The organism is uncultured Aliiroseovarius sp., assembly GCF_947497285.1.
Taxonomy (GTDB): Bacteria; Pseudomonadota; Alphaproteobacteria; order Rhodobacterales; family Rhodobacteraceae; genus Aliiroseovarius.
In genome coordinates this window covers 178,375-204,346 of record NZ_CANMFT010000008.1, presented here as the reverse complement: position 1 = coordinate 204,346, position 25,972 = coordinate 178,375, and the positions used below count along the sequence as shown (strand labels likewise).

Annotated in this window: 24 protein-coding genes; 12 read left to right on the top strand and 12 right to left on the bottom strand. The window is 60.5% G+C overall.

Going from position 1 to position 25,972, the window contains the following annotated elements; all coding sequences use genetic code 11:
- Nucleotides 1-122: 122 nt before the first annotated feature.
- From Q0864_RS14695 to bcp, 4 genes are all read right to left on the bottom strand, one after another.
- Nucleotides 123-659 (bottom strand): polymer-forming cytoskeletal protein, encoded by a 537-nt coding sequence (locus Q0864_RS14695; RefSeq protein WP_298571185.1) that lies wholly within the window; start codon nucleotides 657-659, stop codon nucleotides 123-125.
- Nucleotides 649-1,968: a M23 family metallopeptidase gene (locus Q0864_RS14690; protein ID WP_298571183.1), complete on the bottom strand. Its 1,320-nt coding sequence runs from the start codon at nucleotides 1,966-1,968 to the stop codon at nucleotides 649-651. The genes Q0864_RS14695 and Q0864_RS14690 overlap by 11 nt, the downstream gene beginning before the upstream one ends.
- A 205-nt stretch (nucleotides 1,969-2,173) precedes the next feature.
- Nucleotides 2,174-3,046, bottom strand: coding sequence for a ferritin-like domain-containing protein (locus Q0864_RS14685; protein ID WP_298571181.1), 873 nt, complete (start codon nucleotides 3,044-3,046; stop codon nucleotides 2,174-2,176).
- Nucleotides 3,043-3,525, bottom strand: a complete 483-nt coding sequence (bcp, locus tag Q0864_RS14680) for a thioredoxin-dependent thiol peroxidase (RefSeq protein ID WP_298571179.1) — start codon at nucleotides 3,523-3,525, stop codon at nucleotides 3,043-3,045. The genes Q0864_RS14685 and bcp overlap by 4 nt, the downstream gene beginning before the upstream one ends.
- A gap of 117 nt (nucleotides 3,526-3,642) precedes the next feature.
- Here bcp and Q0864_RS14675 point away from each other — a divergent pair, with 117 nt between their 5' ends.
- The 5 genes from Q0864_RS14675 (at nucleotide 3,643) to lpdA (ending at nucleotide 12,060) form a co-directional block, all read left to right on the top strand.
- On the top strand, nucleotides 3,643-7,404 hold the full coding sequence (locus tag Q0864_RS14675) for an AsmA-like C-terminal region-containing protein (protein WP_298571178.1): 3,762 nt from the start codon (nucleotides 3,643-3,645) through the stop codon (nucleotides 7,402-7,404).
- Nucleotides 7,405-7,447: 43 nt separating this feature from the next.
- The gene (gene queA / locus Q0864_RS14670) at nucleotides 7,448-8,509 is read left to right on the top strand and encodes a tRNA preQ1(34) S-adenosylmethionine ribosyltransferase-isomerase QueA (protein ID WP_298571177.1); all 1,062 of its coding nucleotides are present in this window, start codon (nucleotides 7,448-7,450) and stop codon (nucleotides 8,507-8,509) included.
- 102 nt (nucleotides 8,510-8,611) lie between these two features.
- Entirely contained in the window at nucleotides 8,612-9,862 is a 1,251-nt protein-coding gene (locus Q0864_RS14665) for an MFS transporter (RefSeq protein WP_298571176.1), read from the top strand.
- A gap of 72 nt (nucleotides 9,863-9,934) precedes the next feature.
- Nucleotides 9,935-10,519 carry a DUF924 family protein gene (locus Q0864_RS14660; RefSeq protein ID WP_298571175.1) on the top strand — a complete coding sequence of 195 codons (585 nt, stop codon included), beginning with the start codon at nucleotides 9,935-9,937 and terminating at the stop codon, nucleotides 10,517-10,519.
- 146 nt (nucleotides 10,520-10,665) lie between these two features.
- On the top strand, nucleotides 10,666-12,060 hold the full coding sequence (gene lpdA, locus Q0864_RS14655; protein ID WP_298571174.1) for a dihydrolipoyl dehydrogenase: 1,395 nt from the start codon (nucleotides 10,666-10,668) through the stop codon (nucleotides 12,058-12,060).
- Between the two features lie 71 nt (nucleotides 12,061-12,131).
- On the opposite strand, the gene Q0864_RS14650 is transcribed toward lpdA, so the two are convergent.
- The 3 genes from Q0864_RS14650 to Q0864_RS14640 all read right to left on the bottom strand — a co-directional run bounded on the left by Q0864_RS14650 (nucleotide 12,132) and on the right by Q0864_RS14640 (nucleotide 13,372).
- Nucleotides 12,132-12,560, bottom strand: coding sequence for an SRPBCC domain-containing protein (locus Q0864_RS14650; protein WP_298571173.1), 429 nt, complete (start codon nucleotides 12,558-12,560; stop codon nucleotides 12,132-12,134).
- Nucleotides 12,553-12,876 carry a metalloregulator ArsR/SmtB family transcription factor gene (locus Q0864_RS14645; RefSeq protein ID WP_298571172.1) on the bottom strand — a complete coding sequence of 108 codons (324 nt, stop codon included), beginning with the start codon at nucleotides 12,874-12,876 and terminating at the stop codon, nucleotides 12,553-12,555. Before Q0864_RS14645 ends, Q0864_RS14650 begins: the two co-directional genes overlap by 8 nt.
- A gap of 142 nt (nucleotides 12,877-13,018) precedes the next feature.
- Nucleotides 13,019-13,372: a rhodanese-like domain-containing protein gene (locus Q0864_RS14640; RefSeq protein WP_248410835.1), complete on the bottom strand. Its 354-nt coding sequence runs from the start codon at nucleotides 13,370-13,372 to the stop codon at nucleotides 13,019-13,021.
- Between the two features lie 212 nt (nucleotides 13,373-13,584).
- Here Q0864_RS14640 and uvrA point away from each other — a divergent pair, with 212 nt between their 5' ends.
- The gene (gene uvrA, locus Q0864_RS14635) at nucleotides 13,585-16,443 is read left to right on the top strand and encodes an excinuclease ABC subunit UvrA (protein ID WP_298571171.1); all 2,859 of its coding nucleotides are present in this window, start codon (nucleotides 13,585-13,587) and stop codon (nucleotides 16,441-16,443) included.
- 58 nt (nucleotides 16,444-16,501) lie between these two features.
- Here uvrA and Q0864_RS14630 read toward each other — a convergent pair whose 3' ends face one another.
- Both Q0864_RS14630 and mazG read right to left on the bottom strand, forming a co-directional pair.
- Entirely contained in the window at nucleotides 16,502-17,518 is a 1,017-nt protein-coding gene (locus Q0864_RS14630) for a Fe(3+) ABC transporter substrate-binding protein (protein WP_298571170.1), read from the bottom strand.
- Between the two features lie 70 nt (nucleotides 17,519-17,588).
- Nucleotides 17,589-18,443: a nucleoside triphosphate pyrophosphohydrolase gene (gene mazG, locus Q0864_RS14625; protein WP_298571169.1), complete on the bottom strand. Its 855-nt coding sequence runs from the start codon at nucleotides 18,441-18,443 to the stop codon at nucleotides 17,589-17,591.
- A gap of 54 nt (nucleotides 18,444-18,497) precedes the next feature.
- On the opposite strand from mazG, the gene Q0864_RS14620 reads away from it, so the two are divergent.
- From Q0864_RS14620 to Q0864_RS14610, 3 genes are all read left to right on the top strand, one after another.
- The gene (locus Q0864_RS14620; RefSeq protein ID WP_298571168.1) at nucleotides 18,498-19,661 is read left to right on the top strand and encodes a M20 aminoacylase family protein; all 1,164 of its coding nucleotides are present in this window, start codon (nucleotides 18,498-18,500) and stop codon (nucleotides 19,659-19,661) included.
- Nucleotides 19,662-19,744: 83 nt separating this feature from the next.
- Nucleotides 19,745-20,707 (top strand): agmatinase, encoded by a 963-nt coding sequence (gene speB, locus Q0864_RS14615; protein WP_298571167.1) that lies wholly within the window; start codon nucleotides 19,745-19,747, stop codon nucleotides 20,705-20,707.
- A gap of 152 nt (nucleotides 20,708-20,859) precedes the next feature.
- Nucleotides 20,860-21,303 carry a DUF1499 domain-containing protein gene (locus Q0864_RS14610; RefSeq protein WP_298571166.1) on the top strand — a complete coding sequence of 148 codons (444 nt, stop codon included), beginning with the start codon at nucleotides 20,860-20,862 and terminating at the stop codon, nucleotides 21,301-21,303.
- 12 nt (nucleotides 21,304-21,315) lie between these two features.
- Here Q0864_RS14610 and Q0864_RS14605 read toward each other — a convergent pair whose 3' ends face one another.
- Nucleotides 21,316-21,609, bottom strand: a complete 294-nt coding sequence (locus Q0864_RS14605) for a hypothetical protein (protein WP_298571165.1) — start codon at nucleotides 21,607-21,609, stop codon at nucleotides 21,316-21,318.
- A 119-nt stretch (nucleotides 21,610-21,728) separates the two neighbouring features.
- Here Q0864_RS14605 and prfA point away from each other — a divergent pair, with 119 nt between their 5' ends.
- From prfA to Q0864_RS14590, 3 genes are all read left to right on the top strand, one after another.
- Nucleotides 21,729-22,784 (top strand): peptide chain release factor 1, encoded by a 1,056-nt coding sequence (prfA, locus tag Q0864_RS14600; protein WP_298571164.1) that lies wholly within the window; start codon nucleotides 21,729-21,731, stop codon nucleotides 22,782-22,784.
- Nucleotides 22,781-23,626, top strand: coding sequence for a peptide chain release factor N(5)-glutamine methyltransferase (gene prmC, locus Q0864_RS14595; RefSeq protein WP_298571163.1), 846 nt, complete (start codon nucleotides 22,781-22,783; stop codon nucleotides 23,624-23,626). The genes prfA and prmC overlap by 4 nt, the downstream gene beginning before the upstream one ends.
- A gap of 295 nt (nucleotides 23,627-23,921) precedes the next feature.
- Nucleotides 23,922-24,497 carry a DUF4167 domain-containing protein gene (locus Q0864_RS14590; RefSeq protein WP_298571162.1) on the top strand — a complete coding sequence of 192 codons (576 nt, stop codon included), beginning with the start codon at nucleotides 23,922-23,924 and terminating at the stop codon, nucleotides 24,495-24,497.
- Nucleotides 24,498-24,619: 122 nt separating this feature from the next.
- On the opposite strand, the gene gpt is transcribed toward Q0864_RS14590, so the two are convergent.
- Nucleotides 24,620-25,123, bottom strand: coding sequence for a xanthine phosphoribosyltransferase (gene gpt, locus Q0864_RS14585; RefSeq protein WP_298571161.1), 504 nt, complete (start codon nucleotides 25,121-25,123; stop codon nucleotides 24,620-24,622).
- 12 nt (nucleotides 25,124-25,135) lie between these two features.
- The gene (fabI, locus tag Q0864_RS14580) at nucleotides 25,136-25,954 is read right to left on the bottom strand and encodes an enoyl-ACP reductase FabI (RefSeq protein ID WP_298571160.1); all 819 of its coding nucleotides are present in this window, start codon (nucleotides 25,952-25,954) and stop codon (nucleotides 25,136-25,138) included.
- Nucleotides 25,955-25,972: the final 18 nt, after the last annotated feature.

The window sequence follows — 25,972 nt, the reverse complement described above, 5'->3', positions numbered from 1 at the left end:
AGACCCAGCCGAAAAAGAAAGAGGCCGCCCAACACCGGGGCGGCCTTTTTGTTGTCTGTTCGATTGCCTGTGCACGTGTCTGCGCCGCAGACAAAGCTGCGGCAAAGACCGCGTGGCTCAGATCAGCTCTTGTCGCTTTTGGAGGCTGGCTGCGCTGCCGGGGCCGCTGTTGTCTGCGGTGTGGCCATCTTGCCGCCGCCAAGCGGGTCGTCCTGCCGTTGCACGGACCCCTCGAAATGCGCGCCGCTTTCGATCGCGATCGTCTTGTGAATGATGTCGCCTTCGACACGTGCTGCCGAGGTCAGACGTACTTTCAAGCCGCGCAGGCGCCCAATGATACGGCCGTTGATGACCACGTCATCGCCGATCACTTCACCTTTTACGGTGGCGCCTTCACCGACCGTCAGCTGGTGGGCGCGGATATCACCTTCGACGGTGCCTTCGACAATGATATCACCGGTCGATCTGATGTCACCCTTGATGGTGATGTCGGATGACAGGGTGGATGCGGGTGGCTTGGGCTTGGGGGCAGCCGAGGACGACGGAGCGGGCGGAACGGCCGGAGCTGAAGACGACGGCTTGTCAGCCGATGCCGCGGGTTTCGTTTCTTTGTCGCCGGCTTTGGGGCCCGGTTCGTTGATCCTGCTTTTAGAGAACATCTTTTGCTGCCTTGATATAGACCATCGGGTTGATGGGCTTGCCGCCGACGCGCACTTCATAGTGAAGATGCGGTCCGGTTGAACGCCCGGAGTTTCCAATATCACCAATTCTATCCCCGCGCGAGACCCTTTGTCCCTTTTGCACATTCATGCGCGAAAGATGGGCATAGCGCGTTTCGATACCGAATTCATGTTGGATCTTGATTAACCGTCCATAGCCCGAGCTCCAGGCCGCGCTGACCACCACGCCATCTGCCGGCGCATAGACCGGTGTGCCGATGGGGGCGGCGAAATCGGTGCCGTTATGCATGCGGCCCCAGCGATAGCCATAGCCCGAGGTGAACCGAAACCCGGATTTCACCGGCATACCAAACGGCATTTTCTGGGCGGCGATCCGATACAGGTTCATCTTGTCCAGTTCGCTCAGAATAGTGTTGGCGCGATCGGCGTCCGGGTCTGGCCCAGTGCCTCGTGTGGACATGATCATCGGGGTCAGCGGGCCACCTTGGCCGGAATAGCCGCGCCGCACCTGATCAAGGATATGGTCCACAGACATGCCGGACTTGGCAAACATCTTGTCCAGTGGCTCCAACGAGATCGTCACGGCGTCTTCAAGCTGGCGGAAAATCTGGTCGTTGCGTTCGTCGCGCAGGCGCGCCTCATACAGCATGTCCTGAGCGAACCGTTCAGCTTCGGCGGCGTTGTTGGCGATCAGATCGCGTTCGGCCGCGATGCGGCCCAATTCGTCGGTCATGAAGGCAAGCGTTGCGTTCGCTTGGGTCTGGTTCGACCCACTTGTGCCGTTCTGGGTGTCATCCTTGACGGCGGCCAGCATCTCTTCAAGGCTGTCCGTGGCCGCGTCGCGTTCGCCCATGGTGCGGCGCAAGGTTGCCTGAATGACGCCAATGCCGGTTTCCAGTTCCTTGCGGCGTTCTTCTGATGACAGAAGTTCGCTTTGCATCTCGGAAATCTCGGCCAGTGCAAGGTTGAACCGCTCTTGCGCGGCAGCCGCTTCGATGGCGCGGGCGTCGCGTTCTTCGGACAGGGTCTGAAGGCGTTGTTCGTATAGCCGCTTTTCGCGCTGTGCCTGATCACGGAAGTTGCCTGACCCGATCGAATCCATCAACAACACGGCGGTGGCGATGATCGACCAGGCGAAAAAGGCGGCGGATCCGGTCCAGCCCAGAGCCTGCGTCAATGGCGAGAGGCGGATAAAGCGGGTGCCATCTTCGGAGCGCAAAAACAAACGCTGTTCGGGAAAAGCCCGGTCCAGCAGGTGATTTACCTTGTTGATCAAGCGGTTATGCAAGTTTCAAGTCCCAGTTTCTTCCCTAAACCCTCAATCCGCAGCTTTATTATGCTCTTGTCGGCGACGCCAACGGACCCGTGGTGATTACCGCGACGACTTTGCGGGCGCAACATTTTTTGGGTTTTCTGCACAGAGGCCATTGTTTCAAGCGGGAAATTGCCGATGCCCCTGCGTCCGGTAGCCGTATCGTCTGCACCCTTGCAGATCACTGCGGGGTGCCGCGCGTCTGTTTCGGTGTGCTGTCGGCCAGCGGCCAATAGAAATCTGGCGGCAAGCCGGCCTCGGCGCGTTTTTCTTCGTTGAACGGGGGTTTCAGGGCGCCATGGAAATAGGTGCGGACCAGAGTGTGGAACGTGTCTTTGGGGTCAAGCTCGTGGCGACCGCACAGAAAGTGAAACCATTTCGACCCATAGGCCACATGCCCGACCTCTTCGGCATAAATGACCTCCAGCGCCGCGACCGTGTCGTCCAGCTTGGCTTTGCGAAACACCTCGATCATGCCGGGGGTGACGTCCAGACCACGTGCCTCCAGCACCATTGGCACCACCGCAAGGCGCCCCAGAAGATCGCAGGCGGTGTCCTCGGCGGCGCGCCACATGCCAGCATGGGCAGCAAGGGCGCCATAGTGACTGCCCAATGCTTCAAGGCAGTCACTTACAAGGTTGAAATGCTTGGCTTCTTCATCGGCCGCTTTCACCCAGTCGTCGTAAAACCCCATCGGCATTGGCGTGTCGGTGAACCGGGCAATGATGTCCCAGTGCAGATCAACGGCGTTCAGTTCGATATGCGCCACCGCGTGCAACAGCGCGATTTGGCCGTCTCGGCTGCCGGGGCGGCGGCGCGGAACGTCGCGGGGGTCTTTCAGTTCAGGTCGCGCGGGGCGCGCGGGAAAGTCAGGCGGCACGGCGTGGCCGATGATGGCGGCGCGGTCTTCAAGCGGGGCGGTGATCGCGCCGCTGTCGCGCGCGGTGGTCCATTCCGCTGCAAACGCCCGAGCAAGCGCCGTCTTCGCACGACCGTCGGCGGTGCGCAGAACGGCATCCGCCATCTCGGCAAGCGGGCGCGACAGGGCGGTCATGCGCTGACCAGTGCACGCGTGGCGGCCAACACCTCTTCGGCATGGCCCTTCACCTTCACCTTGGGCCAGACCTGCGCGATCTTGCCATCTGGCCCGATCAGAAACGTGGCGCGCGTGATGCCCATATAGGTGCGTCCGTAGTTCTTCTTTTCGCCCCACGTGCCGTAGCGCTCGCACACATCGGTGCCATCATCCGACAAAAGCGGCACGCTCAGGTCCTGCTTCGCACGGAAGTTTTCGTGGCGTTTCAGGCTGTCTTTCGAGATGCCGAACACCTGTGCGCCAAGGGCGTGAAATTCAGGCAGAAGGGTCGAGAAATCAATCGCTTCGGTGGTGCATCCCGGTGTGCTGTCTTTTGGGTAGAAATACAAAACGACAGGGGCCGGCGCGAGCGTGCTCAGCGTGATCTGATCGCCGCCATCCTGCGGCAGGGTGAAATCAGGCGCAATGTCGCCGGTGGCAGGCATGTGATCGGTCATGGTCTTGGCAATCTCCGCTGCGAGTCTCTAATGTTTTGTGAGCTTTCGTTCTAAGCCCGTTCGCGTCAGGATGAAAGGGATGGGGCAGGTCGAAAGACACGCATTTGGGCAAACCGGATGAGCAAGCAGGAAACGCCAGATACCAAAGACGACCCGGCAACCGACCCCAACGGTGCCGGGCCTGATGCGTTGACGCAAGGCCCACCTCAGCAGGAACCCGACGCGGATCAAGTGCCGGATGACGACCAGGACAGCGACACGGATGACGACACCGACGGCGACACGCAAGACGACACGCAAGACGACACCGACGACAACACGGAAGACGACACGGACGGCGCGCCAGATCGGCTCGAAGATGCGTTGGTCGGGGCGGATGACCCAAAGGCGCCCGACGCTGACAGTGGCGAGAAAAAGGATGATCCGGCAGAAGACAAGCCCGCATCGGACGATGTGGCGACAGGCCTGACCGCTGCAGCTGCGACAAGGTCGCGCTTTGGCCGCAAGCGCGCGCGCGAGTCTGACCTTCCGCTCCCTGACCGCCACGCCCGTCGTCGTCGCCGTTTGACTTGGCATTTCAGCATCTGGACCGTCGCGCTTCTTGCCTTGGCCGCAGTCTTCTTGGTGCTGGTATCGATGTCCGCGACCGGCCGCGTGCTGACCATGCCCGACTGGGTGACGCAGCGCATCGAACGCAGCATCAACACGCAATCTGGCAATGTGCAGGTGTCTCTTTCACGGGTTGAGCTGGGCATAACCTCGCGGGGGTTGCCACGCCTTCGGCTTGTCGATCTTGGGGTGCGTGACGCAACGGGGCTGGAAATCGGTCGCTTGAATGCCGTTGAAGGTGCTTTGTTCCTGGGTCCGGTCCTGTCTGGCAATGTCGCGCCGCAATCGCTGTCGCTGTCCGGTGCCCAGATAACCGTGCGCCGCCAGCGAGATGGCGCGTTTGATCTGAGCTTGGGGCAGGGGATCGGCGCCTCGGGCGATCTGGCGGCCGTGCTGGATCGCATCGATACCGTCTTTTCGAAAGGCGTTCTGGCCCAGACCGACACGATCACGGCGACGAATTTGACAATCACGCTAGAAGACGCGCGCTCGGGGCGGTTGTGGCAGGTCACCGATGGGCGTCTTACGGTGTCTCAGACCGAAAAAGCGCTGGATATGACGTTGTCCTTCGACGTGTTCAACCAGACCGAGGAACTGGCCGAAACCGTTTTGGGGTTTCGGTCTGTCAAAGGCAGTTCGGCCGCTCGTCTGACTGCGACGTTCAAAAACGCATTGGCCCGTGACATTGCGGCACAGTCGCCGCTGTTGACCTTTCTGGGGCTAGTGGACGCGCCGATTTCGGGTGCCTTGCGCACGGTTATCGATGCAAGCGGTGCCGTGTCCGGGCTCGCGGGCACGTTGGAGTTCGGGGCTGGAACATTGTCGCCGGACCCTGCCGCGAAGCCCGTTAAATTCACCGGAGGCAAGGTCTACCTGGACTATGATCCTGAACGCGAGCGGATGAACTTTGCCGATATGTTTGTGGAATCCGACTGGGGCGTGATCCATGCCGATGGCCATACCTATCTGCGCGGCTGGAGCGCGGGTTGGCCGACCGAGCTGCTTGGGCAGTTGCAGGTGTCCAAGGCGCGCATAAGCCCGCCCGGCGTGTTCGAGGCGCCGATCGAACTTGGCGAAGGGGCTGCGGACTTCCGGCTGACGCTCGACCCGTTTCGCGTTGATATGGGCCAGTTTGCCGTGTCCCATGACGGGGCGCAGGTGACCGGAGCGGCGAAGATATCGACGGACTCTGAGGGCTGGGTGATCGCCGTCGACGCGCAGGCCAACCATGTCACCCCACAGCAAGTGACAGCGTTCTGGCCTTTGACCACGGGTCTTCGCAGCCGAAAATGGACACATGAGAACGTGATCGGCGGGCAGTTCAACGATGTGGCCGTGGCATGGCGCAAACAGGGATCGGACCCTGCCCACACTGCGCTTAGCGCAGATTTCGAGGGGGTGACGGTGCAGGCCGTCAAATCCATGGCTCCGATCGAAGAGGCCGCGGGCCAGTTCTCAATCGACGGGCGGCGACTGGTCGTCATGGCGGATCGTGGGGTCGTGCGCCCGCGCGACCGCAACGGCAAGGTGGCCGGCATGCTTGATGCGGCGGGCACCAGCTTTGTGATCCCCCAGATGGCGCGGCGTCCGAAGGATCCGGACGCGCCACGCCCACCGGTTCCCGCGCTGGTCAATCTGGCCGTGTCCGGTCCCCTGACCAGTGCCCTACATTTGTTGGACGACGCTCCATTTCGGATTTTTCGCGACACGCCTGAGGGGGCGATCGGCCCCGACATGGCAACGGGCCGGATTGACCTTGCAGGCCGGATCGACATCGCGTTGCAACCCAAGCCCCCGCGCGATGCTGTCCGCTATGATCTGACCGGCACGCTGGCCGCGGTCAAAAGCGACAAGATCGTCGCGGGCAAGACCCTGTCGCTGCCTCAGGCCACGCTGGAGGCCTCTGACACATCGGTGTCGATAGGCGGGCGGGGCAGCCTGTCTGGCGTGCCAATGACGGGCAAATGGGTTCAGGCGTTGAAGGATGGCAAAGCGGCGCCGGTATCAACGGTCAGTGGGCAGCTCACTCTGGATCAGGCGTTTCTAGACGCGTTCTCCATCGGTCTGCCAAAGGGCAGCATTTCGGGGTCCGCGCAGGGTGACTACGAGATTTCGCTGCAAAAAGGACAGCCGCCACGTATGACGCTTTCCTCGTCGTTGGACGGGCTGGGGGTCAGCATCGCCCCCTTGGGCTGGTCCAAGCCCAAGAGCAGCAAAGGCACGTTGTCGGTGGTAGGGCGACTTGGCGCCACGCCGGTGATCGACAAGATCGCCCTGCGCGCGCCAGGGTTAGAGACCTCGGGAAGTGTTCTGATGGCCGAAGGGGGCGGTTTGGTCGCCGCCCAGTTCGACCGGGTCAGGCTGGGCGGGTGGCTGGATGCACCTGTCACCCTGACCGGGCGCGGCGCTGGCAAGCCGGTGTCTGTGACGGTCAAGGGGGGGCGTGTGGATTTGCGCAAGGTCAAGCTTGGGGCGGGCAACGGTACCGCGCCCGTCAGCGGTGGCGCGGTGCCGATTTCGCTGATCCTTGATCGGCTGACCATCTCGGAAGGGATCTGGATCAACGAGTTTCAGGGTGACTTCACGCGCAGTTCCGCCGGGATGAAGGGCACCTTCAAGGGCCGTCTGGGTGGTGTTCCGAATTCCCGTGGGCCACGGATCAATGGCACCGCCGCGCCTCAACCCAATGGCACGGCCTACCGCATCACCTCGCCCAATGCCGGCGGTGTGATGCGCGCCGCAGGCGTTTTCAAGTCGGCGCGCAAGGGGGATCTGGAACTGATCCTGGCCCCCGGTGGCGGCGAAGGCGTATACGAAGGCAACCTGAAGATCAAAAACGTGGACGTGCACGATGCCCCCGCCATGGCCGAGCTTCTGTCCGCCATTTCGGTGGTCGGGCTGCTGCAACAACTGGGCGGCAAGGGCATCGCCTTCACCGATGTCGACGCGCGGTTCCGGTTGGATCCAGAAAAAATCACCGTCTATGAAAGCGCCGCGACAGGCCATTCCATGGGGATCTCGATGGATGGCTATTACCAGCTTGGGTCGGGTCAAATGGACATGCAGGGCGTCATTTCGCCCTTCTACGTGGTGAACTCTGCTGGGCGCATATTTGCCCGGAAGGGTGAAGGCCTGCTGGGGTTCAACTATGACCTCAGAGGCACCGCCAGCGACCCGAAAGTGTCGGTCAATCCGCTGTCCCTGTTCACCCCCGGCTTCTTTCGCGACATCTTTCGTCGCAACCCGCCCCCACAGCAGCAAGACGAATGACGAATGATTGACGCGGCGCGTCAAGAAGCCTACACGCGCGGCCATGAAACTGAGTGATTTTGACTTCGATCTGCCCGACGACCTGATCGCGACGCGTCCTGCGCGCCCGCGCACGTCCAGCCGTCTTTTGGTGGCCACGCCCGATCAGATCACCGACGCGCAGGTCAGCGACCTGACCCAGTGGCTCAGGCCCGGTGATCGGCTGGTGTTGAACGACACCAAGGTGATCCCCGGCCGGTTGTTCGGCACCCGCACCCGCGCGGGTCAAGCGCCCGGCGAAGGGGTCGCGAAGATTGAGGTGACGCTGTTGTCGCCGGACGGGGCCGGGCAGTGGCACGCAATGGCCAAACCGTTGCGCAAGCTGCGCGAAGGCGATGTGATCACGTTTTCCGACAGACTGCACGCAGAGTATCTGGGGCGGGATGGGGAACAGGCCCTGCTGGCGTTTAACCTTGAAGGTGATGCGTTTGACGCTGCGTTGCGCGTGGCCGGCAAGATGCCTTTACCCCCTTATATCGCGGCCAAACGCGCGGCGGATGCGCTTGATGACGAGGATTACCAAACCGTCTTTGCCCGCTATTCCGGAGCGGTTGCGGCACCGACAGCCTCGCTTCATTTCGACGAGGCGTTGCTCGCGCGCATCAAAGCGAAGGGCGTAGACTTAACCCACGTCACGCTGCATGTCGGGGCGGGCACGTTCCTGCCGGTCAAGGTGGACAATGTCACCGACCACAAGATGCATGCCGAATGGGGACAGGTCAGCGCTGAAGCTGCAGCCCAGATCACCGCCACCAAGCAAGCGGGCGGGCGCGTGATCCCGGTCGGCACCACGGCGCTCAGGCTGATCGAAAGCGCGGCCACGGGGCCGGGGCAGATCGCACCCTGGGAAGGCGAGACCGATATTTTCATCACGCCGGGCTTTCAGTTTCGCATCGCGGATGCCTTGATGACCAACTTTCACCTGCCCAAATCGACATTGATGATGCTGGTGTCAGCCCTGATGGGATCTGATCGTATGCGCCAGGTCTATGACCACGCGATTGCAGAGCGTTATCGTTTCTTTTCATATGGCGACAGCTCCTTGCTTTTGCCGTCCGAAGTGTGACAGCACACAAGGACGTATCGGGGCGTTGTAGTGTCGCGAAACCTCGATCCAACGCTGCGTCGTGCTGTTAGCGTGATGGTCTGACGCGAACAGGAGGGATCCATGCTGCAGGTACTCAAAAGCTCTTGGGCTCTGCTTCTTGGCATGATGCTGCTTATGGTGGGCAACGGCGTGCAAGGGACGCTTCTGGGCATCCGGGGCGGGCTCGAAGGCTTTTCCACCTTCGAGCTTTCGCTGGTGATGTCGGGCTATTTTGCTGGCTTCCTGTTTGGCTCGCGCATGGCGCCGATCATGATCCGTCGGGTTGGGCATGTGCGGGTGTTTGCGGCCCTTGGGTCGTTCATCTCGGCTGTGCTGATCCTGTATCCCACGTTCACCGATCCGTGGGCGTGGACAGCGCTGCGTGTGATCATCGGGTTTTGCTTTTCCGGGGTGTATGTCACCGCTGAAAGCTGGCTGAACAACGCGGCTGACAACGAAAACCGCGGCAAGGCGCTGTCGCTTTACATGTTCGTGCAGATGGTCGGCATCATCGCCGCGCAAGGCCTTTTGGTGATTGGAGACCCCGGCGGGTTTATCCTGTTCATCCTGCCCTCGGTGCTGGTGTCCATCGCTTTTGCGCCGATCCTTCTGTCGGTCAACCCGACGCCCGCCTTTGAAAGCATCAAGGGTTTGAGCCTGCGCGAGCTGTTCGAGATCTCCCCCTTGGGCTGTGTCGGCTTCATGCTTCTGGGGGGCGTGTTTGCTGCCCAGTTCGGTATGGCTTCGGTCTTTGGTCAACAGATCGGGCTGTCGGTCGGGCAGATCTCGGCTTTTGTGTCGGCACTGTTTATCGGCGGCCTTGTGCTGCAATATCCGATTGGCTGGATTTCTGACCGGATGGACCGACGCCTCTTGATCCTGATCGTGACCGCTATTGCCATGGTTGCCGCGCTTCTTCCGGTCGTTTTCGGCGTGCGCTACGAAATCTTGCTGGTGGCCTCGTTCCTTCTGGGCGGGATGACCAACCCGCTCTATGCGCTGTTGCTGGCCTATGTGAACGATTATCTGGAGCCTGAAGACATGCCCGCCGCCTCGGCTGGGCTGATCTTCATCAACGGGTTGGGGGCCATCGCGGGCCCTGTGGTCACGGGTTGGGTCATGGGGGTCATGGGGCCGCTTGGGTTCTTTGGCTATATGGCGCTATTGCTGTTTGGCTTTTTGGCCTACGGGATGTGGCGTATGACCCGGCGGTCTGGGCCTGGACCGAAGGAGACGGGTGCGTATATGACCATGTCTCCGGCCGCATCGCCCGTGGCTGCGGATATGGCGCAGGAAGTCTGGGCCGATGAGGCGCAAGACGACGACAACTGAAGCGGTATCGGTAGACGTCTTGCACTGTGTCCCTCACCCGTTAGGGTGGGGGAAAGCGAGAGGGCCAGACACATGACAGAGCCAAAAGACATCATCACTTTCTGGATCGACGAGGTTGGGCCAAAGGGGTGGTATGAAGCCTCGGACGCGCTGGATGACGAAATTCGAACGCGCTTCATGGCGGATTATGAGGCCGCGCGGGACGGTGAACGCGACCACTGGAAGAGCAGCGCAGACGGTGCGTTGGCCTTTTTGATCCTGACCGACCAGTTTCCGCGCAATATGTTTCGCGGCGACGCGCGATCCTTCGCGACCGACCCCGCGGCGCGGACCTGTGCAGACTATGCGATAGAGCATGGGCTAGATATGCAGATCGGGCTGCCCGACCGGCAGTTTTTCTATCTGCCCTTCATGCACAGCGAGGCGATGGAAGATCAGGACCGTTGCATCGCACTGATGGCAGAGCGCATGGCCGACACGCCGGGGCAGGGCGACACCCTGCATGCGCGCGCGCACCGAAAGATTATCGAACGTTTCGGCCGCTTCCCCTATCGCAACGATGCCTTGGGGCGTGACACCACACAAGAAGAAGCCAGCTTCATCGCCGACGGCGGCTATGGGGCGATATTGCGCAGCCTGGAGACGGGCGCCGACTGATGGCGTGCGCGTCGGTCGTCGCGTCAGGCAACAAACGTCGGGCGGGAAGTTTCCCGCTTGGCGCATGGCGGGTCTTCCGCTACGTCATTGATCTGCGAAAAGATATAGTTTAATGGCAAACTACCTTTGAGATAAGGAGATACCCCATGGCGGGCAAGGCTTTTGATACAATCGTTGTCGGTGCTGGTCCCGGCGGTTACGTCGCGGCGATCCGGGCTGCGCAGCTTGGTCAAAACGTGGCCATAATCGAACGCGAAAACCTTGGTGGCATCTGCCTGAACTGGGGCTGTATCCCGACCAAGGCGCTTTTGCGATCGGCAGAAGTCTTCCACCTGATGCACCGCGCCAAGGAGTTTGGCCTGTCGGCAGGAAAGATCGATTACGACCTGCCCGCCATCGTCAAACGCTCGCGCGGGGTGGCGGCTCAACTGTCCGGGGGCATCGGCCACTTGATGAAGAAAAACAAGGTCACCGTGTTCATGGGCGAGGCGACCATCCCCGCCAAGGGCAAGGTGTCCGTCAAAACCGACAAAGGGACCGAGGAACTGACCGCCAAGAACATCGTGGTGGCCACCGGTGCGCGCGCCCGCGAATTGCCGGGGCTTGAGGCTGACGGTGATCTGGTCTGGACCTATCGCCACGCCCTGAACCCGCCGCGCATGCCCAAAAAGCTGCTGGTCATCGGGTCGGGTGCCATCGGCATCGAATTTGCCAGCTTCTTCAATACGCTGGGCGCCGACACGACTGTCGTTGAAGTGATGGAGCGCGTGCTGCCCGTCGAAGATGCCGAGATTTCTGCCTTCGCCAAAAAGTCCTTCGTCAAGCAAGGTATCACGATCATGGAAAAAGCCATGGTCAAGCAACTCGACCGCGCCAAGGGCAAGGTCACGGCCCATATCGAGGTCGGCGGCAAGGTCGAGAAGCTTGAGTTTGACACCGTGATTTCCGCCGTTGGCATCGTTGGCAATGTCGAAGGGCTGGGGCTAGAGGAACTGGGCGTGAAGATCGACCGCACCCATGTTGTGACCGACGCACATTGCCGCACGGGTGTCGATGGACTGTATGCCATCGGCGACATCGCCGGGGCACCGTGGCTTGCCCACAAGGCCAGCCATGAAGGTGTGATGGTGGCTGAACTGATCGCTGGCCTGCACGCCCACCCGGTAAAGCCTGAAAGCATCCCCGGCTGCACCTATTGCCACCCACAAGTCGCCAGCGTCGGACTGTCGGAAGCCAAGGCGAAAGAGCAGGGATACGATATCAAAGTTGGCCGCTTCCCCTTCATTGGCAACGGCAAGGCCATCGCCATGGGCGACCCCGAGGGCATGATTAAGACGATCTTCGACGCCAAGACCGGCGAGCTTCTGGGTGCGCATATGGTCGGGCCGGAAGTGACCGAAATGATTCAGGGCTACGTGGTCGGCAAGACGCTGGAAACCACCGAAGAAGAGCTGATGCACACGGTCTTCCCGCACCCGACAATCTCGGAAAGCATGCACGAGGCGGTGCTGGACGCCTATGACCGCGTCATTCATATGTAAGACATAAAGGCCGGATCATTGCCCGGCCTTTATGCATCGTGCGTGGGTGGTCAGGCAGGGCTGACGGCCATTCAGGTCAACGCCTCATCCAGCTTGGCAAGGATCGCGGTCCAACCGCCATTGTGGTTGTCGCGGCTTTCCTCGGACGGGAAACGGATGTGATGCAGGCACAGGTCGGTGCCTCCGTCTTTCGGCGTCAGATCCAGCGTGACGATCGATTCCTCGGCCGTGCTGGCGGGCGATTCCCAAGTGAATTGCAGCTGCCTGGCGCGATCAATGATCCTGTATTCACCTTCATGCGGCAGATCGCCCGCGTTGGGGACCCGCATGATGATGCTGAAGCGCCCACCGATCTTGGCATCGACAGTCGCGTCGGGCACGGTGACGCCTGCGCCGGGGATCATGAATTTCGCGAGCATCTTCGGGTCCAGCCACGCATCGAATACGCGTTCGGGCGGGTAGGCGATGTGGCGGGTGATTTCGAGGGATAGATCAGTCATTGTCGTCCTCCTTCAAGGCAGCTTCGAGGGCATCCAGCCGCAGCGCCCAGATCGAACGCAATTCGGCAAACCATTGATCGATGTCGGAAAGCGGCCCCATCTGCACTTCGATCAAGTGCTCGCGCCATTCGGTGCGCCGGGTCGCCAGACCACAGGCCTCAAGCACTTTGATGTGCTTTGAAACCGAGTTCAGGCTGATATCAAAATGACGCGCGATATCCGTGACGCGCATGGGGCCTTCTTGTGCCAGCAGGGTCAGGATCGCACGGCGATTGGCGTCCGATGTGGCCTTGAGAACGGCGCTGAGGTGGTCCATGTCGTTTCGTTCAGCCATATGGGTGAATAACGGAATCAAAGGTATCAGTCAACCAAGAAGGTGAATGACGATTTGCCTCTACCATCAAAAACCCGCGCGGGCTGGGCCTGCGCGGGTTGCGTTGTGGGGGGGTGTAGGGCGCTTACCGCTCGATCTCGCCGCCTGCCTGATGCCAATGCCCTAGTCCGCCGATGTTATAGACCTCGTCATAGCCCAGTCGTTTCAGAACTTGCGCGCCTTGGGCAGACCGCGCGCCGGACGCGCAATAGAGCGCGATGGGCTTAGTCGGATCAATCGTCGCGTTGAAGTCCGGCCCCTTCGGGTCGCATTGAAAGGGCATCACCGTCAGCGGCACAACGACAGCGCCCTTGGCCTTGCCAGTCATCTGCACCTCGCCGTGGTCGCGCACGTCGATCACCGTGATCTCGCCAGCGCGGGCTTTGGTCACGGCCTCGCGCGGGTCCATTTTCGCGCCGCCCATCATGAAACCAAACATGTTTTCGCTCCTGTCCCGAAAAGGGTTTGATCCGGGATATAGATCGCAACGTATTCAGGTCAATGGGTCTGAGAATTAAAATTCAAGAAAGTGAATGTAACGGGCTGGGCAACGCAGCGCGTTTACAAGTGTTCCGCAAATGTTCTAACTTTCCGATTGTCCCGCCGCGCGGTTTGGCCTAACCGTTAAGCAATTGTGAACTGGGGGTCAGAATGGCCGAGTTGAAAGAAATTCAGGTTCGCGGCGCGCGCGAGCATAACTTGAAATCCATCGACGTGGATATTCCGCGCGACCGGCTTGTGGTGATCACCGGGCTGTCCGGGTCTGGCAAGTCGTCGCTGGCGTTTGACACGATCTATGCGGAAGGGCAGCGGCGCTATGTCGAAAGCCTGTCCGCCTATGCGCGTCAGTTCCTTGATATGATGCAGAAACCGGATGTGGATCACATTGCGGGACTGTCGCCTGCGATTTCGATTGAGCAAAAGACGACATCGAAGAACCCCCGTTCGACCGTCGGCACCGTGACCGAGATTTACGACTATCTGCGTCTGCTGTTTGCCCGTGCCGGGACGCCGTTTTCACCCGCCACCGGATTGCCCATCGAGGCCCAGCAGGTGCAAGACATGGTTGACCGCGTGATGCAGATGGAGGAGGGCACCCGTGCCTATCTGCTCGCCCCCATCGTTCGCGACCGGAAAGGCGAATATCGCAAGGAATTTCAAGAGCTTCAAAAGAAGGGATTCCAGCGCGTCAAGGTGAACGGAGAGCTGCACGAGCTTGATAATCCCCCCACATTGGACAAGAAGTTCCGCCACAATATCGACGTGGTTGTGGACCGTGTGGTTGTGCGTGAAGGCATGGATCAGAGGCTGGCGGACAGCTTCCGCACCGCGCTGGATTTGGCAGATGGAATCGCACTGTTGGAAACCGCCCCGACCGAGGGCGAGCCAGAGATTTTCACCTTCTCGGAAAACTTCGCCTGTCCCGTTTCGGGTTTTACCATTCCTGAAATTGAACCGCGTCTGTTTTCATTCAACGCACCGTTCGGGGCCTGTCCGGTTTGCGACGGGTTGGGCAAGGAGCTGTTCTTTGATGAGCGCCTTGTCGTGCCCGACGCCACGCTGCAAATCTATGACGGCGCTCTGGCGCCTTGGCGCAAGGGCAAGTCGCCCTATTTCCTGCAAACCATCGAGAGCATTGCGCGCCATTACGAGTTCGACAAAAGCACGCCATGGAAAGACCTGCCCGAACAGGTGCAGCAGGTGTTCCTGTATGGCTCGGGCGAGGAAGAGATCAAGTTCCGCTTCGATGAAGGCGGGCGCGTCTATGAGGTGACCCGTCCTTTCGAAGGCGTCATTCCCAACATGGAACGCCGCTATCGCGAGACGGATTCGAACTGGATTCGCGAAGAATTTGAACGCTACCAGAACAATCGCCCTTGCGGGGCCTGTGGCGGCTTCCGCCTGCGCGACGAGGCGTTGGCGGTGAAGATTGGCGGGCTGCATGTGGGGCAGGTGGTTCAGATGTCGATCCGCGAGGCGCTGGACTGGATCGAGGATGCGCCAAACCACCTGACCGTCCAGAAGAACGAGATTGCCCGTGCGATCCTGAAAGAAATTCGCGAACGTCTTGGGTTCCTGAACAATGTGGGGCTGGAATACCTGACGCTCAGTCGCAACTCCGGCACGCTGTCGGGCGGGGAAAGCCAGCGGATCCGTTTGGCCAGCCAGATCGGTTCGGGCCTGACGGGGGTGCTTTACGTGCTGGATGAACCCTCGATCGGGTTGCACCAGCGCGACAATGGGCGGCTTCTGACCACGCTGAAAAACCTGCGAGATCAAGGCAATAGCGTGATCGTGGTTGAACATGACGAAGAAGCCATTCGTGAGGCGGATTACGTGTTCGACATGGGCCCCGGCGCGGGTGTCCATGGCGGTGAGGTGATCGCCCACGGCACACCTGACGACATTGCGGCCTGCGACGCCTCGATCACCGGGCAGTATCTGACCGGCAAGCGCGAAATCGCGGTTCCGACGCGTCGGCGCAAGGGCAATGGAAAGTCGGTGAAGGTGGTGAAGGCCACTGGCAATAACCTGCAAAACGTGACCGCCACATTCCCGCTGGGCCAGTTCGTCTGCGTGACCGGCGTGTCGGGTGGGGGCAAATCGACGTTGACGATTGAAACGCTGTTCAAGACCGCCTCAATGCGTCTGAACGGTGCGCGCCAGACACCTGCGCCCTGCGAAACCATCAAGGGATTGGAGCATCTGGACAAGGTGATCGACATCGACCAGCGCCCCATCGGGCGCACGCCGCGGTCCAACCCCGCGACCTATACCGGCGCGTTCACCCCGATCCGTGACTGGTTCGCGGGCCTGCCGGAATCCAAGACGCGTGGTTATAAGCCCGGACGCTTCAGTTTCAACGTGAAAGGCGGGCGGTGTGAGGCCTGTCAGGGCGACGGTGTCATCAAGATCGAAATGCACTTCCTGCCCGATGTTTATGTCACTTGCGAGACCTGCAACGGTGCGCGCTACAATCGCGAGACGCTGGAAATTAAGTTCAAAGGCAAAAGCATAGCCGACGTTCTTGATATGACGGTTGAGGATGCGCAGACCTTCTTTCAGGCCGTCCCGACGATCCGCGAAAAGATGGATGCGCTGATGCGGGTCGGGCTTGGCTATATCAAGGTGGGCCAGCAAGCGACGACGCTGTCAGGTGGTGAAGCGCAGCGGGTGAAGCTGTCGAAAGAGCTGTCCAAACGCTCCACCGGGCGCACGCTTTATATCTTGGACGAACCGACCACCGGCCTGCATTTCGAGGATGTCAGGAAGCTGCTTGAGGTGCTGCACGAGTTGGTCGATCAGGGCAATACCGTGGTCGTGATCGAACACAATCTGGATGTGGTGAAAACGGCCGACCACCTGATTGATATCGGTCCCGAGGGCGGCGACGGGGGCGGGTTGATCGTAGCGACTGGCACACCGGAAAAGGTGGCGCAGGTCGCTGAAAGCTACACGGGTCATTATCTGGCGCAGATGCTGACGCCGATGCGTAAAGCGGGCGAGTGACAAACAAAAAGCCCGGCAAATATGCCGGGCTTTTCAGTCTTACTTCCAACTCAGCGTCTTAACCGTCGAAATCGGCTTCCTGCATCAGTTTCAGGGCGTCAGCGCGGTGTCCGGCCACTTCCATCAGATTCAATCCATCCGGGGTAAAGCTGCCCCAGCTTTGCACGATCTCGTCGGCCGCGACATCAGGCGCAATCGGGTATTCGAAGTTCTGCGCGGCGTAAATCTGCTGCGCTTTCGGTGATGCGAGGAATTCCATCAGCTTGATGGCGGTTTCCTTGTTGGGCGCGTGTTTGGTCAGCGCCATGCCCGATACGTTCACATGGGTGCCCGATCCCTCGAAGACCGGGAAGACGACATTGACGCTGTCGGCCCATTCCTTTTGTTCGGGGTCTGACAGCATCTTACCCATGTAATAGGTGTTGCCGATCGAAATGTCGCATTCGCCAGCCCAGATCGCCTTGACCTGCGCGCGGTCATTGCCTTGCGGTTTGCGGGCCAGATTGGCCTTCACGCCTTCGATCCAGGCGCGGGTGGCTTCTTCGCCGTTGTGGGTCAGATGGGCGGCGACAAGGCCTAACGTATAGGCGTGGGTGCCTGACCGCGTGCAGATACGACCTTTCCATTTCGGGTCGGCCAGATCTTCGTAGGTGGTGACTTCGCCGTCAGCGACGCGGTCTTTCGAGGCATAGACGATCCGCGCGCGCGAGGTCAGGCCGAACCATTCATTACCCGGATCGCGATAGGCGGCGGGAATGTTGGCCGTCAGGGTTTCGTTTTCGACCGGCTGGGTCAGGTCGGCTTCGACCACGGCGGCCAGACGGGCGAAATCGACGGTCATGATCAGGTCAGCCGGGCTGCGCTTGCCTTCGGCCTGCAAGCGTTCGATCACGCCGTTCTTCAGGAAGGCCACATTGACCGGAATGCCGGTTTCTTCCGTGAAGGCATCCATCAGCGGCTGGACCAGCTCTGGCTGACGGTAGGAATAGACGTTGACCTCGTCCGCGCTGGCAAGGGCGGGGGTCAGGGCTGTGGCCGCAGTCAGGGCCATGGCGAGTGTGCGGACAGTTTTCATCGCGCGATCTCCTTGTTTCGATGACGCCGCTTAAATCCGAGTCTTTTGCTAGGGTCAATACCTGATTAATTTAATCGGGAATTTTTTTTGCGACCCGCTCAGCAGCCTTCTCGGCGTCCCACAGCGCATCCATTTCTTCCAGCGTCGCATCATCAGGCGCGCGCCCGTCTGCGGCCAGTCGGCGTTCAATCCCCTGAAAACGCCGTTCAAACTTGGCGTTCGTATGGCGCAGCGCCTCTTCCGGCTCGACATTCAGGTGGCGGGCCAGATTGGCGACGACGAACAAAAGGTCGCCCAGTTCTTCGCGCACCTCGTCTTGGCTCAGACTGTCGCGCGCTTCGGCCAGTTCGCGCGCTTCTTCGGTGATTTTGTCTAGCACCGGGCCAATGTCAGGCCAGTCGAATCCCACGCGCGCGGCGCGTTTTTGCAGCTTCACGGCGCGCAGCAGGGCAGGCAGGCCGATGGCGACCCCATCCAGCACCCCTTGCTGCGCCTTGTCTGCCCGTTCTGCCGCTTTGATCGTTTCCCAATCGCGGGTCTGTTGATCGGCAGACTTGTCGCGGGATTCGCTGCCGAACACATGCGGGTGGCGGGCGACCATCTTGTCGGACATCGTGTCGGCGATCTCGTCAAAGCTGAACAGCCCGGCCTCTTCCGCCATTTGCGCATGAAAGACCGACTGAAACAGCAGATCGCCCAATTCGCCTTTTAGTTCGTCCCAGGCTTCACGTTCGATCGCATCTGCGACCTCATAGGCTTCCTCGATCGTGTAGGGCGCGATGGTGGCGAAGGTCTGTTCGATATCCCACGGGCAGCCCCCGTTTGGATCTCGCAGGCGGCGCATGATCTCGCGCAGGCGATCCATGCCACCTTTCGGGTCATACACCAACGCATCTGATCGGCTCAGGCCCTGTGTTTTGGTCATTGCATCCACGCCCTTTTCAGGATTGTCTCGTCGCACCCTTGATAGGAGGAAGTCATGGCCATCATCAACCGCATTGGCGAATTTGCCGGGGATATGACGACCTGGCGACGCCATCTGCACGCGCATCCCGAGTTTGGGTTGGAGTGTCACGACACGGCTGCCTTCGTGGTCGAACAATTGCGCAGCTTCGGGGTGGATGAGGTGCATGAGAAGATCGGAGTCTCGGGTGTCGTCGCGATCATCAACGGGCAGGGCGAGGGGCCGACGATTGGCCTGCGCGCCGATATGGACGCGTTGCCGATGGACGAGGCGACGGGGCTTGACCATGCCTCGACCGTGCCGGGCTTGATGCATGCCTGCGGTCATGACGGCCACACGGCGATGCTGTTGGGGGCGGCGCGATACTTGGCAGAGACGCGGAATTTCAAGGGCCGTGTGGCGCTGATCTTCCAACCGGCCGAAGAAAACTTTGGTGGTGCCAAGCACATGTGTGACGACGGTATAATGGATCGCTTTGCGATCGCTGAGGTCTATGCCCTGCATAACCTTCCCGGTCGCACGCTGGGCGCGTTCTACACCACGCCGGGGCCGATCATGGCGGCTGTGGATACGCTGGTGGTGAAGCTGCGCGGGTTGGGCGGGCATGCGGCCTATCCGCATGACACGGTCGACCCGATCACGGCGTTGGTCACAATGGTGCAGGCGCTGCAATCCATCGTAAGCCGCAATCTGTCGCCGATGGAAAACCTTGTCATCTCGGTCACGCAAGTCGGTGGCGGCACAGCGGACAACATCATCCCCGAAGAGGCATGGTTCGGCGCGACGATCCGCTCTTTCACGCCCGAGGTGCGCGAGATGGCGCAGCGGCGCATCCGCGAGGTGATCGAAGGGCAGGCGGCAAGCTTCGGCGTGACGGCCGATATTGATTATGAACTGGGCTACCCCCCCACGGTGAACGACGCCAGAGCGGTCGAAAAAGCGATCGAGGCCGCCCAAGAGGTCAGCGGCGCGGCGCGCGTTTTTGCCGATCAGGGGCGTGAAATGGGGGCCGAAGATTTCGCCTATATGCTGCAAGAACGTCCCGGCGCCTATTTGTTTTTGGGGCAGGGCGAAGACGGCGCAGGCGTGCATCACCCCGCCTATGATTTCAACGACGAGGCCGCGCCCTATGGGGCCAGTTTCTTTGCGCGGCTTGTCGAGCGATTGAACCCTGTCTAGATGGATCAGTCGATAATTTGATCAAATTATATGGCCAGACCAATCAGTCTGTGCTAATCGGTCTGAAAGCAAAGGAGGCGGCAATGGCTTTGGAAGACGCGAGAACTCAGGTGGACACCGCGTTTACGCGGGATGGGTTGAAGGGCTTAGCCTATGAAAACACGTTCGGCGGGGCGACATCTTTCCTGCGCCGCACCTATTCAAAAGACCTGACAGGGGTGGATATTGCTGTCACCGGCATTCCGTTTGATCAAGCTGTCACCAACCGCCCGGGCACGCGCCTTGGCCCGCGCGCCATCCGCGAGGCGTCATGCCTGCAATCGCCCGATCAGGCCTATGGCTGGGACTTCGACGTGATGAGCGAATTTGCCATCGCCGATTACGGCGACATGGCGTTCGACTATGCCCATATCGACCAGTTTCCCGCGACGCTCGAGGCGCATATCAGCGGTATTCTGGACCAAGGCGCGGCCTGTCTGACCCTTGGAGGCGACCATTACATCACCTTCCCCATCCTGCGCGCGCATGTGAAGAAGCACGGGCCGCTTAGCCTGTTGCAGTTTGATGCGCACACCGACACCTGGCCCGACGATGACATGACCCGTGTCGATCATGGAACGATGTTCTACAAGGCGGTGAAAGAGGGGCTGATTGACCCGTCACGATCCGTTCAGGTGGGCATCCGCACCCATAATGACGACACGTTGGGTGTGAATATCATTGATGCGCGCGAAGTGCATGAAACCGGCCCCGCTGCGGTGGTCAAGAAGATCAAGTCGATCCTTGGCGACCACAAAACCTACCTGACCTTCGACATAGACGGGCTGGACCCTGCCTATGCGCCGGGGACGGGCACACCGGTTTGGGGTGGTCTGACCACAGCACAGGTTGCGATCATCCTGCGTGATCTGGCAGGGATCAATCTTGTCGGTGGCGACATTGTCGAAGTCTCGCCTCCTTTCGACACCACCGGTGCGACGGCGATTGCCGGGGCGCATGTGGCAATGGAAATTCTGAACTTGTGGGCGTTTACGCGCCGAAGCTAGCCCTCACCGCAGGGCCTGCGCTACGTAACGGGCGGCCGTCTTTGCGTCTGCCAGACCGCCCGCGAAACAGCGTGGACTTGCAAGGGGAAGTCTGCTCCAGTATCGCTAGGGTATAGTGGGTGTGGCGGTTCTGGGTGCCGCGAGGGGGGCGTGTGAATCTTCTGACAAGTGTGATTTTGCTGGTCTTGTTTCTGGCCATATTGGGGATAGGCTGGGTGCGATTGGCGCCACTGCCGGTTGAGCGTTTTTCCGCCCGCCCCGGTCCGGACACACCGGGGCGCCATGTTTTTCCGGGCGGCGTCAAATACGTGGTGCCGTTGAAGGACCTGCCCGAGGGCGCGCTGGATCATCTGGCATGGGTCGCGCTGGAGGCCCCGCGCAGCAGGTTGCGCCAGCAATCCGATGACCAGATCGCCATTGTCACCCGAACGCGTCGGATCGGATTCCCCGATATCACCGTGGCATGGGTGGCGGACGACGCGCTTCATATACACGCCCATCTTGTCTACGGGCGCAATGATCTTGGCACCAACGTCGCGCGCATCGACCGTTGGCTGGAAAAGCTGCGCCATTTGGAAGAAGACGACGACTACTGATGGTGCCCGCGCTTACAGGCGGGAAAGATCGTTTGGCGCCGGACTGTTGGGCAGGGGCAGCGGGGTCGCATTGCCAGCCGAAACACAGCCTTTTCCAGTGTCACGCCACATGGGCACGTTCAGGCTCATCTCGCAGCGGGCCATGAAGGCGCGCCCGCCCACGAACAGGCAGATGCTTTCGCCCAACTCAACGCGGCTGCCTTGGGTGTCGGTGCAATAGCAGTCGATCACCTTGCCGCCCGGCGTGGTGACATCCGCGAACGCCGCGGGCGAGGACATCAGCCCCGCGAACAAGATGAAAAGCATGCGATTTGCCATATGCCATTTTACCCCGAAATGTGCGGAATTTGAAGCGTGTCGTCCAAGCGCACGCCAAAGCGCCCTGCCACTTGACCAAACCCGCGCAATAAGGGACACCGCCTGACATGGTTCCGATGGAAAAACTCTCAGCGATCACCGAACGGTTTCAGTTCCTTGAAGCGCGCATGGCCGAAGGGTTGACTGGCGACGAGATCGCCAAAGTTGGCCGTGAATATGCCGAACTTAGGCCTGTGGTCGAAGAAATCGCTTCGTATCGCCAACTTCTGGATGACATCGCCGAAGCCGAGGCGTTGCTGACGGACCCCGACATGCGGGAACTGGCCGAAGAAGAGCTGCCCCTGCTGCGCGAGCGTTTGCCGGAGGCTGAACAGGCGATGCGGCTGGTGCTGTTGCCCAAAGACGCCGCAGACGCGCGCCCTGCGATGATCGAGATCAGGCCCGGCACCGGGGGCGAGGAGGCCTCACTGTTCGCCGCCGATCTGTTGCGGATGTATCAACGCTATGCCGAGGCCCGCGGCTGGCGCTTTGAAATCATGGAACAAACCCTTTCAGAACTGGGTGGCGTCAAAGAGGTGGTGGCGCATGTGAAAGGCGACGGCGTGTTCGCGCGGCTGAAATACGAAAGCGGCGTGCACCGTGTGCAGCGCGTGCCCGAAACAGAAAGCGGTGGACGCATCCACACCTCGGCGGCGACCGTGGCGGTGCTACCCGAAGCCGAAGACGTGGATATCCAGATCGACCCCGGCGATCTTCGCATCGACACGATGCGCGCATCGGGGGCGGGGGGGCAGCATGTGAACACGACGGATTCCGCCGTGCGCATCACCCATATTCCGACCGGGATCATGGTGACCAGCTCGGAAAAAAGCCAACACCGCAACCGCGAGATCGCGATGCAGGTTCTGAAAACGCGGCTGTTCGACCTTGAACGCCAACGTGTCGATGATGCGCGCGCCGCGGATCGCAAGGCGCAAGTCGGGTCGGGCGACCGGTCCGAGCGCATCCGCACCTACAACTTTCCGCAAGGCCGGATGACCGATCACCGGATCAACCTGACACTCTACAAGCTGGATCAGATCATCGCAGGCGATCTGGACGAGGTCATCGACGCCCTGATCGCCGAGGATCAGGCGGCACAACTGGCTGCGCTGGACGGATGACCACCGGAACGGCGCTTTTGATTGCCGCCACGCAGACCCTGCGCGCGGCGGGCGTGAACGACCCCGCGCGCGACGCCCGTGTGCTGTTGGCCCACGCCTTGGGGATCGACCGAAGCCGACTGACGCTTGCCTTGCCCGATGAGGTCGCGCAAGAGGCAGAGGCGGTGTTTGCCGCGTCAATCAACGCCCGCACCGCGCGCCAGCCCGTGGCTCAGATCATCGGCAAACGCGCTTTCTATGGTCGCGATTTCTACGTCACCAGCGACGTTCTTGATCCGCGCCCCGACACCGAACGGCTTGTCGAAACGGCGCTGGATCACCCATTTGATACCGTTGTGGATCTGGGCTGCGGGTCGGGCTGTATCTTGTTGACTTTGCTGGCAGAAAGACCTTTGGCGACTGGGCAGGGGGTGGACATTTCCGCGCCCGCGTTGGGTGTGGCACAGAAAAATGCGTCCCAACTGGCCCTGACCGATCGTGCTGCCTTTCTGGAGGGGTCGTGGTTCGACCCCTTGGCCAAAGCCGAACCGGTCGATCTGATTGTTTCGAACCCCCCCTATATTTCTGAGGCTGAAATGCGCGCGTTAGCGCCTGAGCTGAGGGATTGGGAACCACATGTGGCGCTGACCCCGGGGGGGGACGGGCTGGCGGCCTTCAGGATCATCGTGGCCCAGGCCCCCGATTTCTTGCGCCCCAAAGGGCGCCTGATCGTTGAAATCGGGGCCACCCAAGGGCGCGCTGTGTCCGGGCTTTTTGAAAGTGCGGGGTTTCAATCGGTGCGGGTCGTGCAAGATCTGACCGGGCATGACCGGGTTGTGACCGGATTTTGGCAAGGCAGCTGACCGCTGTTGGTCACAAGAATCACCCGGCGTGAAGGGCGTGTCGGGATGTTGCCCAAGCCCTGCAAACCCGCAAATTTTCGGCAAAAACCCCCGCTTGCAGAGGTTTTGGACAGTTTGGGCTTGTCTTTCGACCCCGCGCATGACAATCAGAAACAAGCAGCGTCGCAGTCCTTTGGACAGCCGCCGCAGGTAAGCCCTACAATTCGGATGTCGTGGCACAGAATGGTGTCTTGTCCGAGAACTCAGCACGGTTATTGCATCGTGCGTCTGAAGCTAAAGCTGGAAAAACAAGCTTATGAGATCTTCCAAATCGCGTTCGCGCAACAAGTCGAACCGTAACCGGAACAATCCGGGAAACAATATCAATCGGGTCTTCGACAGTTCGGGGCCCGAGGGCAAGGTGCGCGGCACCCCCCAGCAGATCATCGAGAAATACACCCAGTTGGCCCGCGATGCGTTTTTGTCCAACGACAGGGTCGCCGCCGAAAACTTCCAGCAACACGCCGAACACTACACCCGCCTTCTGGGCGAAGCGCAGCGCGAGATGGAAGCCCGCCGGGTGCAAACCGAACAGCAGAACCGCGAACGCCAGCAACGCGAAAAAGAGGATCGCGAAGCGCGGCCCGACAACAAGCCGACGCCTGATGTGGCGGGCGAGGGTGAGCAACCCAATGTGTCGGCGCCATCGCAATCTGACGTGTCCAACGACGCCGACAGCGGTTTGGTGGAAACACCGGAAAGCAAGTCCAAGAAAGCCCCAACCCGGGCGCGCAAGCCGCGTAAACCGGTGAAACGATCGCCTGATCAGGGCGAGGCCTCATCTGGGTCCGCACCGGCCGCACCAGATGATGCGCCAAAAGCTGCTGAATAGCCCCGCGCGCTTCACGTCGCTACCAAAACGAAAAACACCCGGTCCTCTTGTCAGAGCGCCGGGTGTTCTTGTTTTTGGTCTGCGCTTTGGGGCAGGAGGGGCCTTGGCAACCGCGCCGCTGTTTAATCTGTGCCGCGATAAGGCTCTACATATTGCAAGGCCATGTCCCAGGGGAAGAAAATCCAGGTGTCCTGGCTGACTTCGGTGATGAAGGTGTTGACCAGCGGACGCCCTTTGGGCTTGGCGTAAACAGTCGCGAAATGCGCTTTGGGATACATCTTGCGCACCAGCTCCAGCGTTTTGCCGGTATCGACCAGATCATCGATGATCAAGATCCCTTCGCCGTCGCCCATCATTGCCGCATCCGGGGCTTTCAGAAGCTCTGCTTCGCCCTGCGATTGGTGGTGATAGGACTTGACCGAGACGGTGTCGACGGTTCGAATGTCCAGCTCGCGGGCGACGATCATCGCGGGGGCAAGGCCGCCGCGCGTGATCGCAACCACGGCGCGCCACCCAGTGTCTTTGGGCCCCTGACCATCAAGGCGCCACGCCAAGGCGCGGCTGTCGCGGTGGATTTGATCCCAGCTGATGTGGAACCCTTTTTCGTGCGGCAAGCGGTCGCTCATATCTGGGTCTCCTTACTTGCGGCCTGTGGCCACGTCGATATCCGGTGCGTCGACGGCCTTCATGCCGACGACATGATAACCACTGTCAACGTGGTGGGTTTCGCCGGTCACCCCCGACCCTAGGTCAGACAGAAGATATAGCGCGGAGTTTCCCACATCCTGAATGGTCACGTTGCGACGCAGCGGGGAATTCAGTTCGTTCCATTTGAGGATATAGCGAAAATCACCAATGCCCGAGGCCGCAAGCGTCTTGATTGGCCCCGCAGAGATGGAATTCACCCGGATGCCATCCTTGCCCAGATCTTCGGCCATATAGCGCACCGAGGCCTCAAGCGCGGCCTTCGCCACGCCCATGACGTTATAATGCGGCATGACCTGTTCGGCGCCGTAATAGGTCAGCGTCAGAAGTGATCCCCCGTCCGGCATCATGGCAGCGGCACGCCGCGCCACCGCAGTGAACGAATAGACCGAGATGTCCATTGTCATCCGGAAGTTTTCCGGGCTGGTGTCCACATAGCGGCCGCGAAGTTCGTTTTTGTCTGAGAACCCAATGGCATGAACGACGAAGTCGAGCTTGCCCCATTTTGCCTCAAGGGTGCTGAACAAGGTGTCGATCGACCCTTGGTCCGACACGTCGCATTCCAGCACGATGTCTGACCCAAGCTGGTCAGCCAACGGCCCGACGCGCTTCTTCAGCGCTTCGCCCTGATAGGAAAAAGCCAGCTCTGCCCCGGCCTCGGCACAGGCTTTCGCGATCCCCCACGCGATGGACTTGTCATTGGCAAGTCCCATGATCAGGCCGCGCTTGCCCTTCATCAATTCGGTCGACATATGTATTCCCCGTCCCGA

Bases quoted from the DNA above. Each gene is read 5' to 3' on its own strand.
- gpt (WP_298571161.1), bottom strand. From the start codon at position 25,123: ATGAGCGACCGCTTGCCGCACGAAAAAGGGTTCCACATCAGCTGGGAT.
- Q0864_RS14675 (WP_298571178.1), top strand. From the start codon at position 3,643: ATGAGCAAGCAGGAAACGCCAGATACCAAAGACGACCCGGCAACCGAC.
- Q0864_RS14685 (WP_298571181.1), bottom strand. From the start codon at position 3,046: ATGACCGCCCTGTCGCGCCCGCTTGCCGAGATGGCGGATGCCGTTCTG.
- speB (WP_298571167.1), top strand. From the start codon at position 19,745: ATGGCTTTGGAAGACGCGAGAACTCAGGTGGACACCGCGTTTACGCGG.
- uvrA (WP_298571171.1), top strand. From the start codon at position 13,585: ATGGCCGAGTTGAAAGAAATTCAGGTTCGCGGCGCGCGCGAGCATAAC.
- Q0864_RS14665 (WP_298571176.1), top strand. From the start codon at position 8,612: ATGCTGCAGGTACTCAAAAGCTCTTGGGCTCTGCTTCTTGGCATGATG.
- Q0864_RS14605 (WP_298571165.1), bottom strand. From the start codon at position 21,609: ATGCTTTTCATCTTGTTCGCGGGGCTGATGTCCTCGCCCGCGGCGTTC.
- prfA (WP_298571164.1), top strand. From the start codon at position 21,729: ATGGTTCCGATGGAAAAACTCTCAGCGATCACCGAACGGTTTCAGTTC.
- Q0864_RS14630 (WP_298571170.1), bottom strand. From the start codon at position 17,518: ATGAAAACTGTCCGCACACTCGCCATGGCCCTGACTGCGGCCACAGCC.
- Q0864_RS14590 (WP_298571162.1), top strand. From the start codon at position 23,922: ATGAGATCTTCCAAATCGCGTTCGCGCAACAAGTCGAACCGTAACCGG.
- Q0864_RS14620 (WP_298571168.1), top strand. From the start codon at position 18,498: ATGGCCATCATCAACCGCATTGGCGAATTTGCCGGGGATATGACGACC.
- Q0864_RS14660 (WP_298571175.1), top strand. From the start codon at position 9,935: ATGACAGAGCCAAAAGACATCATCACTTTCTGGATCGACGAGGTTGGG.
- mazG (WP_298571169.1), bottom strand. From the start codon at position 18,443: ATGACCAAAACACAGGGCCTGAGCCGATCAGATGCGTTGGTGTATGAC.
- queA (WP_298571177.1), top strand. From the start codon at position 7,448: ATGAAACTGAGTGATTTTGACTTCGATCTGCCCGACGACCTGATCGCG.
- lpdA (WP_298571174.1), top strand. From the start codon at position 10,666: ATGGCGGGCAAGGCTTTTGATACAATCGTTGTCGGTGCTGGTCCCGGC.
- Q0864_RS14645 (WP_298571172.1), bottom strand. From the start codon at position 12,876: ATGGACCACCTCAGCGCCGTTCTCAAGGCCACATCGGACGCCAATCGC.
- Q0864_RS14695 (WP_298571185.1), bottom strand. From the start codon at position 659: ATGTTCTCTAAAAGCAGGATCAACGAACCGGGCCCCAAAGCCGGCGAC.
- Q0864_RS14640 (WP_248410835.1), bottom strand. From the start codon at position 13,372: ATGTTTGGTTTCATGATGGGCGGCGCGAAAATGGACCCGCGCGAGGCC.
- fabI (WP_298571160.1), bottom strand. From the start codon at position 25,954: ATGTCGACCGAATTGATGAAGGGCAAGCGCGGCCTGATCATGGGACTT.
- bcp (WP_298571179.1), bottom strand. From the start codon at position 3,525: ATGACCGATCACATGCCTGCCACCGGCGACATTGCGCCTGATTTCACC.
- Q0864_RS14650 (WP_298571173.1), bottom strand. From the start codon at position 12,560: ATGACTGATCTATCCCTCGAAATCACCCGCCACATCGCCTACCCGCCC.
- prmC (WP_298571163.1), top strand. From the start codon at position 22,781: ATGACCACCGGAACGGCGCTTTTGATTGCCGCCACGCAGACCCTGCGC.